The sequence below is a fragment of the Parapedobacter lycopersici genome (assembly GCF_040395035.1).
GTDB classification, from domain to species: Bacteria; Bacteroidota; Bacteroidia; order Sphingobacteriales; family Sphingobacteriaceae; genus Parapedobacter; species Parapedobacter lycopersici_A.
Map to the genome: position 1 here is coordinate 22,746 of NZ_JBEBRB010000025.1, position 15,161 is coordinate 37,906.

Below are 15,161 nucleotides of genomic sequence, written 5' to 3' on the forward strand. Positions count from 1 at the left end.
CAGCCGCTCCGATAAATGGACAAAAACGTGTTTATCATGGATTATTTTGATGCGGCGATGGAAATGCCAACCTGTAACCGGAAGTCTGTGGGGGAAACGCCGACGTATTTTTTAAAGTACCGGCTGAAATAATGTTCGTCATCAAAATGCAATTTCAAGGCAATTTCCTTAACCGACAGGTAGGTAAGGTGCAGGAGTTTCTTGGATTCCAGCACCACACGTTCCTGGATAAGTGTGGATGGTAACCTGCCCAGCTGGTTTTTTATTTTCCGGCTGAACACATCGGACGTAAGATTCATCCTTTCGGCATAGAAATTCACGGATCGCTGTACCGAAAAGTTTGTCTCAAGTAACTGCTGAAAGGTAAATCCCTCCGGCATCTCCGCTCCTTCGGCAACGGCACCGAGGTCAATCTGCTGCCTTTTCTCCTTGCTTGACAATGCCAGTAGAAGCTGGAGGTATGCTTTTACGACGGCGGCCGAAAATGGTGTATCCGTATTCAGTTCCTGACCCATATTCCGGATGATGCGCTCAATTTCAAGATATGTTGCGGCAGGAACGGCTACAAAAGGCTGAAGGTAAATATTGTTAAACAGCAATCCATTGCATGCCACTTCTTTTTTGTGGTATTCAATGCAGTAAAAATCGCCATGAAATAAAACCTGCATAACCGGTCTTGAAAATGATTTTATCCAGGTTAAATGCTGATAAGGGCTAAGGAACAGCAATGAAGCAGCGGTCGTCCGGTACAGTGTAAAGTCGACCATCGCCTCCACGGGATCGGGAAGCAAAAAAACCTGATACAGCGGACGGTCTTCGGCTTGGTGTTGAATTTGCGGATGAACGGCATTGACCTGAATAAGCATGTTCGAAGTTACGCTTTTCGCCGGATTTCGTTTTACTGGTTTCACAGAAACAGGAAGACCCCCGGATATGCCCAGCCGTTATTCCTGTCTGTAACGCTTACAAACACCGAATTCCGTTTACCGGAAGAGTGCAAATCACCCGCCTCTATGCTTACAAAAACACCGCTTTGTGGATACACGCAGACCAACCCGGGTGGCAATGGATATGTTTGAGCATTCGCGGATAAATAACATTTGGGAAGAAGTTGGTGTTAACCGGTAGTAGCGTTATCGATCGATACCGGCGGAAAAAAATAGTTTGGTACAAAATTTGAGTTTACCCAACGGCCTTTTTATGCAACCTGCGTTGCATTGAAAACAGGAGAACGCTTTACATTCAATACAACTTAAACAATAGTACATGTTTCGTGGAATTTATCTTCTTTTTTTATTATTCCTGACCCTGTCTTTGGGTTCATGTACGAAGAAAAAAGCGGATATCGTTTCTCCTCCCGACAGTTCGAATCCGGACAATCCAAATCCTGATCCGTCTCCCCCTCCCGGCCCTGCGCCTTCCGACTTAAACGGGTTGTTCCTGTATGGCTCCAACATGGGAAGTTACGCGGGCTGGTCCGACGAACAGCTGGCCGAACTATTAATGGGTAATTCGGAAAAGGGTATTGCCGGCGCAGGAGTAAACAGCCTGCGCCCGGCATTGTATGACCGCTTTGTACAGGAATGGGGGTATGATATCCGGGTTAATGCTTTTGAAATGTACCGCCAATTGGGGGGCCGGGACCACACCGTCTTTCTCAACGGACCTGCCGATGAACACCGGGAACAGAAAAGTTACTGTAATGGTGTGCAGTCGCAAACTTTTGCCAACCTGTATGAGCCCATCTGGTCTGCAGCCGGGGAGGTAAATCCCAATAATTACTACGCCAGCTATGTTTACCATACCGTAAAGACTTATGGGCCTTATGTGAAGTATTGGGAGGTCTGGAATGAACCGGACTATACCAACAACTGGCCTGCAAGCCAAACCTGGGCCCAGTCAGACCCCAGTCCCTGCGATTTACCCAATTTTGGCGCGCCAGTACAGTCGTATGTACGTATGCTCCGGATTACGTATGAGATCGTTAAACTGCTGGATAAGGATGGCATGGTTTGCGTGGGTGGCCTGGGTTATCCCGGCTTTCTGGATGCCGTATTACGCAATACAGACAATCCCAACGGCGGGGGCGTGAGCGCAGCTTATCCAAAAAAGGGGGGCGATTGGTTCGATGGTTTAAGCTACCACGTATATCCGATGTATTCATTGGGAAATAACCGCAATTCGGATGCCGCTGCTGCGGCAGTTATTCACCTGAAGGATGAATTTCAGGCCGTGCTGGATAAATACGCCTACAACGGAACGGCTAACCCCGAAAAAACATTCATTGTTACTGAAACCAATGTTCCGCGCAAAGCTATTGGCAGTTACGTTGGCGGCGACGAGGTACAGCGGAACTTTTTAATAAAGGCGGCCATTGCAGCGCAAAAAGCAGGTATTAGCGGACTGTACATCTACGGTCCATCCGAAAACGTGCCTTTGGCCCAGGCCACCGATCCCTATCAGGTGATGGGTTTTTACCAACAAATTACATCCGGTCCATACCAGGCAACCATTACACCCGGGGGTATTGCATGGCGCACAGTGAGCGGTTTATTGGGCTCCCGGCAATACGACCCGGCGGCAACTGCTGCATTGCAACTGCCATCCAATGTCGATGGCGGGGCCTTTTACGGTGCCGCCGATGACGACTACCTATATGTGCTGTGGGCCAAAACCAGCAATGCGTCGGAAACTGCCGCCGCGCAGTACAGTTTCCCCGCCTCCCTGGCCATTAAAACGGCCACGCAGTCCGATTGGGAAAATAAACAGACCCGCGTAACCAATACCATTTCATTAACGGGATCGCCCGTATTTATTAAGCCTTAACACACCTGCAATTAGTCCTGCACCTCTACACAAATGCAGCTACTCCCCCACGAAATGCGGGTTATAGATCAGCCCGATGATATTGTCCCAAGGGTCTTTTACCTTGGCAACGGCGACGCCACCACCGACATCAGTGGGTTCCTCAAATGCCGCCGCACCTGATTTGATAAAATGAAGGTACGCCCCGCGGAGGTCTTCCACGCCCCAATAGGCAACCCCGCTCTCGGCTTTATTTTCGGGCGTGGTACGTTCAGGCTGGAGACCCAGTTCATAGCCGCCGATATTGAAACCGACGTAAAAGGGTTCATCGAAATACGGCTGGGTACCGAATGCCGCGGCATACCAACTTTTGGCGAAGGCGATGTCTGCGACCTGGTAAATAGTGGTACGGAGTCCTAAAATTGCATGTTCCATAATTAATTGTTTAACGTTATTGTTTCACTTTATTGATGTATGAGTGTATACTTTATTCACTTCTGGGGTCGGCTTTGAGCGGCATTTTCGCACAGCGGGTAACCTCCAGCGTTGGGCAGCCGAAATCGACAACCACCTTGCCTTCGATGAGGTACAGCCCGGCGCCGCGTAACGGGTACCGGTGCAGCGTTTGGGGGAAATGTACGGTATCAAAGAAATCACCCCGCGCGTCAAACCAGGTACCGAACTTCATTACATCGCCCCGTTTAGTCCGCGTGTTTTTATCGATTACAAAGTCGCCAACCATGCGGATGGTGCGGCCCTCGTGCGCAAGCAGATCGGCCGCCATTACCTCGCCACGGTAGTTGCTCCGGGCCAAGTCAAACGTACTGCCTGATATAGGGAACCCAATGAGTTCCAGCTCGTCGTACAGGTCTTCCACGGGTGAGGTCTCCAGCCGGGGCAATACGGGTTTACGACGCAGGGGCTCAAACAGCGGTGGCGCACCCTCCACGCCCGACCGCCTGTTACCCGACAGCAACAGGTGGGCTTCCCAGAGCAGCGCCTTCTTTTCTATCCCCGTGAACCGCAGCGCCCCGCAGCGGATAAGTACAACCAGCTGCTCCAGCGCGGCTCCGGTGCGCAACACAAAATTCTCCAGGCTGGTGTAATTGCCATGTTCTGCACGCGCTTCGGGTATGCGGCGTGCAAGCCGGTCTTCCAGGTGGAGCAGACAGTCGAAACCGAGGTAGATGTCGCTGCCATATATCGTGGTGTTGAAAACGCTGTGGTTTACACACGGCAGATGGAGCCCCGCCCCTGCCCTTCTGGCTTCATTAACATAAACTTTCCGGTTGTAGAAACCCCCGTAGTTGTTGAGCACGGCCACCATGAACTCCCTGGGGTAATAAGTTTTCAGGTAGAGACTCTGGTAGCTCTCCACGGCGAAAGATGCGGAGTGTGCCTTGTTGAAGCTGTAGCCGGCGAAGCTTTCCATCTGCCGCCAGATTTCGCGGCTAACCTGCTCGTCATAACCACGCGCTCCGCAATTGGCGAAGAACCTGGCTTCAATCTCGGTCAGGGGTTTCTTATCGCGGTACTTGCCGCTCATCATACGTCGCAACACGTCGGCATCGGCCATGTCCAGTCCGCCGTAAGCATTGGCGACCTTCATCACGTCTTCCTGGTAAACCATCACGCCGTAAGTCTCCTCCAGCTGCTCCCGGAATACCGGGTGCGGGTACGTCACGGCCGCCGGGTCGTGATGCCGCCTGATGTATTCGGCCATCATGCCGCTACTGGCCACACCGGGACGGATGATGGAGGATGCTGCCACGAGGGTGGGGTAATTGTCGCAACGCAGTTTAGTGAGCAGCTGCCGCATGCCGGGCGACTCGATGTAAAAGCAGCCGATGGTGTTGGCGCTACTGAGCTGCGCGGCGATCCGGGGATCGGTAAAGAAACGTTTAGGGTTATCGGTACTGATGGTTTGCCCGGTATTTGCCTTCACGATCTCCCGGCAGTCTTTGATATGCCCGATGCCGCGCTGACTGAGGATATCAAATTTCTCGAAGCCAATATTTTCGGCCACATACATATCCAGCTGTATGGTAGGTAATCCCTTGGGCGGATAGTCCATGGCGGCATAGTGGGCGAGTGGCCGTTCGGAAATGAGTACACCCGAGGCATGGATGGAACGCTGATTAGGGAAGTCGGCCATGCGGCCATACACGGAAAGGATGGTGTCGGTAACCTCATTCTTGTTTAGCACGTGTTCCGGTTCGTGCACGAGCCGGTCGATCTCAGCTTTGGGCAATCCGTATACTTTGCCCAGCTCACGCAGAATGCTGCGGCTTCGAAATGTACTCATGGTACCCATCAGGGCGGCATGGGGGTAACGTTCGAAAATGTAGTGGTATATCTCGTCCCGCTCGTTCCAGCTGAAGTCGATATCAAAATCGGGAGGCGAGTGCCGTTTGAGATTCAAAAACCGCTCAAACGGCAGATGCAACGCAATGGGATCGACATCGGTAATACCCAAGCAGTAGGCCACCGCACTGTTGGCTCCGCTGCCGCGGCCAACGTAGTGAAAGTTCCGTCCGCGGGCGTAGCGGCAGATATCGTCGGTAATGAGGAAGTAGCTTGCGAATTGCCGCTGCTCAATGATTTCCAGTTCACGCGTAATACGTGCCCAGGCCGTCCGGTCTTCTTTTCCATAGCGCCGCGCGAATCCGTCGGCCGTATGCTGATACAGACGCTGTTTGTCACCGTAGTGGCTATCGGTAAAAACCTGCTTATTTTTTATCACCTTGAAATCGAAATCGAAGCAGCAGTTGCCGAGTAGCCTGCAGGTATTACCGATGACCTGCGGGAAATCACGGTATAGCGCCAGGAGTTCGGTTTTGGGTATCAACACCTCATTTTCCGCAGCCAGCATCTGCGGTTCCACCTGGGAGAACAGCAGGTTGCGGTCGATTGCCCGCAGTTGCCTATGAAGCTTGTACTCTTGTGGGTCAAAGGTAACAGGGGCCAGCATAACGTACCGTTGCTGATTGGTCACAGGTTCCATGCGGATGCGGGTAAGTTCCGCCGGACGGATGCCAATGTATTCGTTGTCGCGCAGCTGCCGCGGGCTGACTGTACCGTAGGGATAAACAATGTACACGTTATCGAACCCCGGTGCCTGTGCGGGCAGGTCGCGGTTTTCACGGTTATAACGCGTACGGAACTCATTAAGTTCCCTGAATCCATCGCTGTTCCGCGCGATACCGATATACAGCAGGGTATCACCGTTACGGTATTCCATTCCACCGAGGATATTCAGGCCTTCCTTGCGTCCCTGTTGTAGGAAATCCAGCGAACCGGTACTGTTGTTGATATCGGTGAGCACGGCGGTATCATAACCGTGTTGCAGCATGCCGCGCAGTAAATCCTTCAGTGACAAGGTGCCGTAACGCAGCGAAAAATAACTGTGTACGTTAAGTAGCATGGATACCCCCTTCCTCCGGCAGACAGATCCCTTTCATGATGTATTGCGTGCCGAAACGCGTGCGGATACGATCCATGGCCTGCATGAGGTTCACTTCCTCCTCGCTGTCATTAAACAAATCTACCTGATAGGCGCCATGGATAAGGTGCGAGAACTTGACGCCGACGAGCCGGATAAGCATCCGGCGACTGTATAGCTTCTTGAACAGCTCCATCACGGTGCTGGTGAGTGTCCGGTCTGAGTTGGTATATGGGATGCGCAGCTGCTGGGTATGCGTATCAAAATTGGAATAGCGGAGCTTCAGTGTAACACAGCCCGTCAGCTTGGCATCTCGCCGGAGATCGAATGCCAGTGCATCCACCATGCCTACCAGCGTGCGGCGCAACAGCGCGATTTCGATGGTATCCTGATGAAAGGTGGTTTCCTTACTCATCGACTTCTGCTCACGGAACGGGACTACGGGACTGTCGTCCAGCCCATTGGCCTTGCGCCAGATGGTTACCCCGTTTTCCCCCAGTACCCGCCGCATGGTAAAGACCTCCATTTCCTGCAACGTATGGATGCGGTGGATACCCATGTTGCGCAGCAGTACGTACGACTTCTCGCCCACCATTGGGATCTTGCGGATGGACAGTGGGGCGAGGAAAGGCTTCTCCGTACCACCGGCAACATGCTGCTCGCCACAGGGCTTGGCCTCGCCGGTTGCAATCTTGCTGACGGTTTTGTTGACGGACAGGCCGAAGCTGATGGGTAGTCTTGTCTCCCGCATGATGCGTTGCCTGAGTTCCTGTGCCCATTTCCAGCAGCCAAAATACCGGTCCATGCCGGTCAGGTCGAGGTAATGCTCATCGATGCTTGCCTTTTCTACTACAGGTGTACACTCCTCGATGATTTCGGTGACCGTAGCGGAATACCGGCTGTAGCGATCGTGGTCGCCCCGTACGACCACCGCCTCCGGGCATAGCCGAAGCGCCAGTTTCATGGGCATGGCACTGTGCACCCCAAAACGCCGGGCTTCATACGAACAGGATGCTACCACTCCCCTGTCGCTGCTGCCACCAATCAGCACCGGCTTACCAGCCAGTGCCGGATGCTGCAACCGCTCCACCGACACGAAGAACGAATCGAGATCGCAATGAACCACGTGCCTTTCCATATTGATTGCAATAAACTAATAATTTTAGTAAATACAATAATCGGAAACGCTATTTTAATTAGCAAATAAAATAGCACATAAAACACCTAACTGACTGATATTTTGAACGAAAACTTTACACCTGCCGCAACAAAGGTTGCACACAGCCTGAAATACACGCATCAATGACAACCATTATTAAACAATGAATTGCATTGCAACCCGTATGAAAAAGATGTCTATACGAGGGTATGGCCTATGCGGTTAGGGTTACCCGCACAGACCATATAATAGAATGGCATGCGCAGCTGACTGCGCGGCTATTTTATCGCCAATGTAGCAATTGCCTCCTTTTTCTCATTATCGAGGAATAGCGTATCACCGGTAATACGGTAATTTTTCACTTGTTTTAAGCCTTCGAAGAATTGTCCCTCCAATTCCAGGTTGGGACAGGCCATCAGGGTGGCTCCCCCCTGGGATATTTCCATGCCTCCGGTGTCCGTTAATTTGAAGGTTGCCATAAAATTATTGCAGCCCCCGTTCCCGTTTATGCTGCCTTTCTCCTGATCAAAAACAAGAAGCGGCTCTTTGTTAAAAGTGGTGTCAAGCGTAATGGCCTTGCCATTTAATGCAATCAGCTTCCATTCCTTCCCGAACAGTTCATTTTCTCCGGTCTCCTGTGTTTCTGTTACAGCTGCAGTGGAGTGTGTGTCGGTTCCCGCTGTATTGGTGTTATTGCAGGCTGCCGCTACAACTGCCAACGCGATGATCAAAATGCCTTTTTTCATGATCGTGCCCTTCTAGTTAACCAAGTTATTCAGTACTTAGGCACTAATGTAATCAATCGTTCCAAATCCGCAACAACATGTTGATATTATTCGACTTGGCGATTGCTGCAATTTAGGTGAGTGCATGGAATGGGGATACTTTAGAGATCGTCCACACCAACCGGCTTCCTGCCGATATAGATAAAAGCCGAATCGGTATGCGTAGGGAACGTCCGGTTATTGCCTGCTGTGCTCCACACAAACCGGGTGCCTTCCGTACCTACGTAGAGCCGTTGGTAATTGTCCAGGTATAAGTAGTTCATCCGGCGTGCCGAAGGAAAGTATATCGCATATTCCCCACCATCGCGGTGCCGGTGAATCTCATCCGGATGTGCAAGCTCCTCTCCCGTCGATTCATCTACCGGCGCGACACTGGGTGTAATCCAGTAATACTGGTCCTCAGTCAGTAAGACGCGCTTGCGGTTGATTTTAATATTGTCGTATACCTCGCCATCAAACTTCCCGTGGGTAGTCCATGTTTTGCCATGGTCCGTAGAATACAAAAACGGTGTTCGCGCGGTCGCTTCACCGTCGGTAAAGGCATCCAATGCGTTAAGTTCTCCTTCCACCCTGGCGAAACCCGAAATCCCACGCCCGGCATCCACCACCAACTGCCATGAATTACCTTGATCCGTTGTAAGGTAAATCATATACATCGTGGCCACCACCAGCGTGTCGTCAATATTGCCATAAATGGCAGAAACACCCCGTTGCTGACCGGGGATGGCAAGTTTCGTCCATAGTTCATCCAGTGTTTCGGGATCTATAGGTTCAGCAGCGGGTATCTTTTTGCAAGCAGACCCCGCACAACAGTACACAGCAGAAAAACGGCAGATATTTCATGGAAGTCTGATATCGATGGTAGTTCACAAGTATACAAAAATAAAAGCGTATACTTTTCGTAAATTAGCATGAGGAAAGCAGCCTAACTACTTGACGTTTATAAATAGCGGCAGTAATCAGCGGCGAAAACGCAATGAATAAAAATACCAAAACAAATAATGAAAATGGATAATGCAAGAATATATAACATGTCTTTTGCGGGCGTCTATCCGATGTATATACAGAAAGCGGAAAAAAAGGGGCGTACAAAAGCCGAGGTGGACATGCTTATCTTTTGGCTAACAGGCTATGACGCACAAACACTGCAGCAGCAGATTGATAGGAAGACAACCTTTGAAACCTTTTTCGCCGAAGCACCCCGGATAAACCCAAATGCTTCAAAAATTACCGGGGTAATCTGTGGGTATCGGGTGGAGGAGATCGATGACAAGCTCGTACAGCAGGTCCGCTATCTGGATAAACTGGTGGATGAACTGGCGAAAGGGAAAGCCATGGAAAAGATTTTAAGAGAATAAACAGTCGGGATATATCGCTTAAAAAATGCGACTTCCCTCATAGCCCGAATGCAGCCGGGTATTTAACCGTGCCACTGACGTGCTGCAAGGCACCTTCAATCAGCTCAATGGCCATACAGTTTTCGTCAGGCACTTCAAACGGAAGAGCAATCCCGAATTCCCTTGCCAAACGGTATCCAAACTTTGGGTAGTAATTTTCATGCCCCAATAATACGATGGCTCCAAAACCCAATGCGATTGCCTGCTGATGAGCCGCCTGCATGAGTCGCCCCCCAATTCCTTTCCCCTGATATTCGGGTAACACCGCTATGGGGGCCAGGGCTAGCGCGACGGCCTCTTGCCCGGATTCATTGCTAATGTTAATTCTGGTCAACAGCACATAACCAACGAGCCGGCCGCCGATTTCAGCGACAAGCGACAATTCAGGCACAAATGCATCGGAATTCCGCAGGCGCTCCACTAAAAACTGCTCCTGATGATCGCTTTGTACTTCATGTTCAAAAGCGCGCCTTACCACCTCAAAAGTAGCACTGAAATCCGTTTCTTCTTCTTTACGTATGATGACCTCCATTGGGTAAAGATAGGAATTACCCCCGAACCTCCCTGATCCAGCAACGAAATCCTATGCTGTTTTTCCGGTAATAACAGCTGCATACATCCTACCTCCATACATCGACTTCCGTTCGCCTATTTTTTCGATGTGCTGATACCCGTATTCGGCAAAGTGCTTTTTCAGTTTCTGAAAAGGAACAGGATACGGCACCCATTGATTAGCTATCGTATGATCGTATTCTACAATAAGAAAGGATGGCTGCGCGGCGAAATATTTTTCCAGTTTTTGGATTAAAGCTTCTTTATCTTTCACAAAATGCAGCGCATTAGCCAGTAATATTCCCTGTAACGACTGCAGGCCCAGCTCCCCGGCCACGAAATCGGCCTGTTGAAAAGATACGGATACTTCATTGCCCATAATAGCCGGTAGCTGCTGATAGGTCCTGTCAACCGCTGTGATGCGACTGTGGACCGGAAGATAAGCAGCCAGCACTTCCGTAAACACGCCATTACCACAACCCAGATCGGCCCAGTGCTGCGGCGCGTCCCATGCCAACCGCGAAGGTAAACGGCTAAAGAGTGTGTAATAATTGTGATTCGTTTTCAAAACATTGATATATTAAAGCAGGGCAACGGCATGTGCTGGTTTTGACAAGGGGACATTTCCACAGCTAGCTGCGCCAGCGCATGGCTGCGCAACATAAACCTATGGTGATTTTTCAGGGTACTCACAGCTAAGCAAAATTGCCGACAAGGTTGGGCAATCGCGCTCAGCACCGGCTGGAGTCCTTATTGCGTCTCCTTCGAGAACAGCCAGTAACCAAACTAGAGATCGCCTTTCTTCAATGCATTAACTGCATAATCTGCTGCCCGTGCGGTCAGTGCCATGTAGGTAAGCGAAGGATTGACACATGCGGCCGACGTCATCGCGGCCCCATCGGTAACAAAAACATTTTTAGCATCCCAGACTTGGTTATAAGCATTCAAAACAGATGTTTTCGGATCTCTCCCCATTCGGGCAGCGCCCATTTCGTGAATACCCTGCCCCAGATAGAACGGGGTTTTGCGTTCCTGCACATCGGTGGCACCGGCGATGGTAAGCATTTCACTGGCTTCTTTGACGATATCTTCGATGATGGCTCTTTCATTTTCCTTAATTTCCGCATCCATCACCAACACCGGCAGCCCCCACTTATCCCTGACATTTTTGCTCAGGTAAACCTTGTTTTCGTGATAGGGCAGAATTTCGCCAAAGCCCGTAAGCCCCATCTGCCACATGCCCGGCTCACAAAGCTCTTCTTTCAGGCTGGCTCCGATGCTCAGCTCGCGGACATCGCGCTTCCAACCTGTCCGCGAGGCACTGCCCTGATAGCCAAAGCCCCGCAAATATGACCGTTTATCCCCGTCTACATTCTGAAACCGGGGGATGTAAATGCCATTGGCCCGACGCCCAAAAATGTAACGGTCGTCAAAGCCTTCGAATGTACCTGACGCACCATTGTTCAGCGTATGGTCCATGATGTTATGCCCCAGTTCGCCGCTACTGCTGCCGAGACCGCCTTCCCACACATCGGTTGCGGAATTCATCAGCACCCAGGCACTGTTCAATGTGGAGGCATTCAGGAAAATCACCTTGGCGTAGTATTCATAGGTCTGGTTGTTTTCCGCATCGAGCACCGTTACACCTTTCGCTTTTCCGCTGTCCTTGTCGTAAATGATATTCATTACAATAGACCACGGGCGCAGCGTCAGGTTGCCTGTTTTTATCGCCGCCGGCAGCGTAGACGACTGCGTACTGAAGTAGCCACCGAAGTTGCAGCCGGCGTCGCACTGGTTCTGGTATTGGCAGTTGACACGGCCCGGAAGCGGCTTCGTGAGGTTGGCTACCCGGCCGATAAACATGCGTCGGCTATCGCGGTAGTGCCGGCGTATGCGGTCGGCGACCGCTTTCTCCACCACATTCATCTCCATCGGCGGCATAAATTCACCGTCCGGCAGTATGGACAGCCCCTCCCGGCTACCGCTGATGCCAACAAATCGTTCAACGTAGCTGTACCACGGTGCAATATCTTGATAGCGGATGGGCCAATCCACCGCAATACCATCCTTAAGGTTCGCTTCAAAGTCCAGGTCGCTCCAGCGGTAGCATTGCCGGCCCCAGGTCAACGACTTGCCGCCTACCTGATACCCCCGGATCCAGTCGAACCGCTTAACTTCCTCGTATGGGTTTTCGATGTCACTGGCCATGAACTGAACATTGCGTTCGTTCATCGGCCAGTGCCTGGACTGGAGTGGCCGCTCGCGGATCATCTCCTGCGAACGGTTAAGCCGGTAAGGATATTCCCAGATAGGCTTTGATGCGTTGGGGTAATCTTTCACATGTTCTACATTCCGCCCACGTTCCAGCAGGAGTGTTTTCAATCCTTTTTCGCATAATTCCTTTGCTGCCCATCCGCCACTGATCCCCGATCCGATGACGATAGCATCGTATGTATGCTTATCTGAAGACATTTTTCGTTTATTTTGGTTAATCTGGCATCCCGACAGGATAATACCATGTGGGTACCCATTGGGCCAATGACGGTGCGTTGCACGCCGGCCGCGACTAATATATCCTATTTTCCATAAATTTCAAAGCCCCGAAAAGAACAGGTGGTCCGCCTTGCCGCGCGGACTATTTTCAGCCTTGCCGGAATTGCCTGGCTTTGGATCTGATCCAACGTGTCAGTTCATCAATGTTATTCCGCGCCCAACAGGAACGTAATAGGGGCTTTATAGGGATTTCCCCCTATAAAGTCCCTAGCATGTCCCTATGATGTCCCTATAATATCCGTATTAAAATTGGGTAAACGACAACTCGGAAACGATGGTCGTAACCGCCGGCCGGATAGACTCCCTGTGCGCCGGATTTCAAACACATCCCGATAAGCAATGGAGCTACTTCATGTTCGGTATAAGTCAGGTGCATACACGCCTTGCAGATCAGGGCAGATTTGGCTATGTTTGCTTGGATGACAATTACGAAAAATTTCAGGCCCCTCTTCTTTGCCGGTATTTTACTGTTGTTGGGCGCGTGTGCGACTACGGCGTACGTGGGCGACCGGTACGCACCGACAACAACTATTGACGTATTCTACTCGGGTAAAGACGTGAAACGGGAATATAAAGTCATCGGGCATATTTCAGAAAAATCACCTGGATTAAATGGTGACGAGTGGGCTAAGAAGCAGATCATCGCGAAAGGCCAGGAAGTGGGGGCCGACGCGGTCATCATTCTGGGATTTAATTATGCGGGGTCAGACGAAGCGGAAAAGTACCAGAAGGCGGAGGCCATCAAGTATACCGACTGATGCATGGTGCAGCGGACTGCTTAGCAAGGCTATCGGAGCCTAACATCCGGTATTAGAAACACCAAAGCTACCAAAATAAAAAGAGACTGCCTTTTTGGACAGTCCCGTTCATTAATTAATTGCGTTGCCGGGCAATTACACAATGAGTACCCGATAGGCTATTACTTGGATAACCGACCAATAAGCGCCCGTCAGAATTTAAAGGTTAACCCCGCCGACAGGACGGAAACACCGTAACCCAGTTCCGCATACGCACCTAAATTACTATTGAAAAGCCAGCGCCCGCCCAAAAAGCCGGAAAACCCGAGACCGCTACCGTAACTGTTGCTTAACTCCGTGCCCCCGCCGTCTGCGGAATAGCTGACAATATTATAACCCAACATGGCGCCGCCATAAACGTCCAGCTCGGGAACCTCGAAACCGTTATAGTGGTAAGCACCGCGCGCCCCGACAATGATATAATTCCATTTAGCCGTATACCCGGGGTCGGTATATTTATACCCGGTGTTTCCGATATAGCCGCCGAGGCTGATGACTCCCGGGCCGCCGATTTCCCAGAAACCGTGATCAAGCGAAACGCTGATGGCAGGGCGCGCCTTCCCGAGTCCGCCCAAAGCGGTGCCCAGGCCAACACCGGCATTTACCATGGTTGTTCCTTTTTGGAAAGGCTGCGCGTTGGCCAGTGTGACCATGGTGACAGCCATTAAGATTAAGATTGCTTTTTTCATAAAAATAATTGTTTATTGAGGGTTAATTTTCCTATTCTTCAACAGTATCATTGTGATTGCTTTCTGACAGCTGGTATCATGTTCAGTTTTTAATACCCGTTGATGTAATGATACTCCTTCGGGATAGTGCAGGCAAAGTTAGCGGTGCCCGCAGTGCGGCGACACCCCCCAAAGGGGGTTTTTTGAGGCGACTCCGTCAGGCGCAGTGGCTGCCAACCACTACTTCCCTCCGCTAGTTATCCTGTAACAACATGATGGTCCGGCCGTCTTACTTACCGACAAGTTTTACTATTCATGCACGCATTAACCCTAAGCAGGCTCTCCAAACGATACGGCTATAAAACGGTACTGGACATTCCCGCACATCAATTCTGTGAAGGCGTAACCTGGATTCAGGGAAGGAACGGTTCGGGGAAAAGCACTTTATTGAAAATAATGGCGGGCTTGCTGGCCTATGAGGGAGATGTCGTCCTCGGCGGCCTGAATCTCCGCAAACAGCCGATGGCCTATCGCCGCAGGATTGCGTTCGCGGAAAGTGAACCGAGATTCCCCGCGTTTATGACCGGCCTGGATCTGATTGGTTTATTCATGCGGGCCAAGCGGGGCAACGCTGCCCGGAAGCAGAAATTCATTGCCGATTTCGGTATGGCGGACTACCTGTCATTCCCCGTCCAGGAATACTCGGCCGGTATGGTCAAAAAGCTGTCGTTATTATTGGCTTTCCTCGACGATTCGCATTATATCCTGCTGGATGAGCCATGCATCACACTGGACGAACAGGCGATCAACAGTCTTTCGCTGTGGGTGGAAGAACGGCGGCTGCTGGGAACCAGCTTCGTGCTTACCTCCCATCAGGCATTTCCACCAGGTATCTCGATACAGGAACAGTGGCTGTTGCTCGACGGCCGCTTCCACGCTGCTTCTACTTTATGATTGTACTGGCTAAAGCACTGGTAAAAGTATTCGGCGGAAAGTTCTACCG

Annotated in this window: 14 protein-coding genes; 4 read left to right on the forward strand and 10 right to left on the reverse strand. The window is 51.0% G+C overall.

Annotation, left to right across the window (positions count from 1 at the left end; all coding sequences use genetic code 11):
* Positions 1-41 precede the first annotated feature (41 nt).
* Positions 42-866, reverse strand: a complete 825-nt coding sequence (locus tag ABWO75_RS07340; protein WP_353184084.1) for a helix-turn-helix domain-containing protein — start codon at positions 864-866, stop codon at positions 42-44.
* Positions 867-1,266: 400 nt separating this feature from the next.
* Between ABWO75_RS07340 and ABWO75_RS07345 the strand changes: the two genes are divergently transcribed.
* Entirely contained in the window at positions 1,267-2,826 is a 1,560-nt protein-coding gene (locus ABWO75_RS07345) for a hypothetical protein (RefSeq protein ID WP_353184086.1), read from the forward strand.
* Between the two features lie 39 nt (positions 2,827-2,865).
* Here ABWO75_RS07345 and ABWO75_RS07350 read toward each other — a convergent pair whose 3' ends face one another.
* The 5 genes from ABWO75_RS07350 to ABWO75_RS07370 all read right to left on the reverse strand — a co-directional run bounded on the left by ABWO75_RS07350 (position 2,866) and on the right by ABWO75_RS07370 (position 9,009).
* A complete protein-coding gene (locus ABWO75_RS07350) occupies positions 2,866-3,240 on the reverse strand; it encodes a VOC family protein (protein ID WP_353184088.1) in 375 nt (124 codons plus the stop codon).
* 52 nt (positions 3,241-3,292) lie between these two features.
* Entirely contained in the window at positions 3,293-6,229 is a 2,937-nt protein-coding gene (locus tag ABWO75_RS07355) for a DNA polymerase III subunit alpha (protein ID WP_353184091.1), read from the reverse strand.
* The gene (dinB, locus tag ABWO75_RS07360; RefSeq protein ID WP_353184093.1) at positions 6,219-7,385 is read right to left on the reverse strand and encodes a DNA polymerase IV; all 1,167 of its coding nucleotides are present in this window, start codon (positions 7,383-7,385) and stop codon (positions 6,219-6,221) included. Before dinB ends, ABWO75_RS07355 begins: the two co-directional genes overlap by 11 nt.
* Before the next feature lie 299 nt (positions 7,386-7,684).
* Positions 7,685-8,152 carry an META domain-containing protein gene (locus ABWO75_RS07365; RefSeq protein ID WP_353184095.1) on the reverse strand — a complete coding sequence of 156 codons (468 nt, stop codon included), beginning with the start codon at positions 8,150-8,152 and terminating at the stop codon, positions 7,685-7,687.
* 140 nt (positions 8,153-8,292) lie between these two features.
* Complete coding sequence (locus tag ABWO75_RS07370; RefSeq protein WP_353184097.1) at positions 8,293-9,009, reverse strand: beta propeller repeat protein; 717 nt, start codon at positions 9,007-9,009, stop codon at positions 8,293-8,295.
* Positions 9,010-9,198: 189 nt separating this feature from the next.
* Between ABWO75_RS07370 and ABWO75_RS07375 the strand changes: the two genes are divergently transcribed.
* Positions 9,199-9,549, forward strand: a complete 351-nt coding sequence (locus ABWO75_RS07375; protein WP_353184099.1) for a DUF2200 domain-containing protein — start codon at positions 9,199-9,201, stop codon at positions 9,547-9,549.
* Between the two features lie 37 nt (positions 9,550-9,586).
* Here the strand turns inward: ABWO75_RS07375 and ABWO75_RS07380 are convergent, their stop codons facing one another.
* The 3 genes from ABWO75_RS07380 to ABWO75_RS07390 all read right to left on the reverse strand — a co-directional run bounded on the left by ABWO75_RS07380 (position 9,587) and on the right by ABWO75_RS07390 (position 12,612).
* Entirely contained in the window at positions 9,587-10,120 is a 534-nt protein-coding gene (locus tag ABWO75_RS07380; RefSeq protein WP_353184101.1) for a GNAT family N-acetyltransferase, read from the reverse strand.
* Between the two features lie 51 nt (positions 10,121-10,171).
* The gene (locus ABWO75_RS07385; protein ID WP_353184103.1) at positions 10,172-10,708 is read right to left on the reverse strand and encodes a class I SAM-dependent methyltransferase; all 537 of its coding nucleotides are present in this window, start codon (positions 10,706-10,708) and stop codon (positions 10,172-10,174) included.
* A 218-nt stretch (positions 10,709-10,926) separates the two neighbouring features.
* Entirely contained in the window at positions 10,927-12,612 is a 1,686-nt protein-coding gene (locus ABWO75_RS07390; RefSeq protein ID WP_353184106.1) for a GMC oxidoreductase, read from the reverse strand.
* Between the two features lie 500 nt (positions 12,613-13,112).
* Between ABWO75_RS07390 and ABWO75_RS07395 the strand changes: the two genes are divergently transcribed.
* Positions 13,113-13,451: a hypothetical protein gene (locus ABWO75_RS07395; protein ID WP_353184108.1), complete on the forward strand. Its 339-nt coding sequence runs from the start codon at positions 13,113-13,115 to the stop codon at positions 13,449-13,451.
* 191 nt (positions 13,452-13,642) lie between these two features.
* Here ABWO75_RS07395 and ABWO75_RS07400 read toward each other — a convergent pair whose 3' ends face one another.
* Entirely contained in the window at positions 13,643-14,179 is a 537-nt protein-coding gene (locus ABWO75_RS07400) for a hypothetical protein (RefSeq protein WP_353184110.1), read from the reverse strand.
* Positions 14,180-14,473: 294 nt separating this feature from the next.
* Between ABWO75_RS07400 and ABWO75_RS07405 the strand changes: the two genes are divergently transcribed.
* Entirely contained in the window at positions 14,474-15,112 is a 639-nt protein-coding gene (locus ABWO75_RS07405; RefSeq protein WP_353184112.1) for an ABC transporter ATP-binding protein, read from the forward strand.
* Positions 15,113-15,161: the final 49 nt, after the last annotated feature.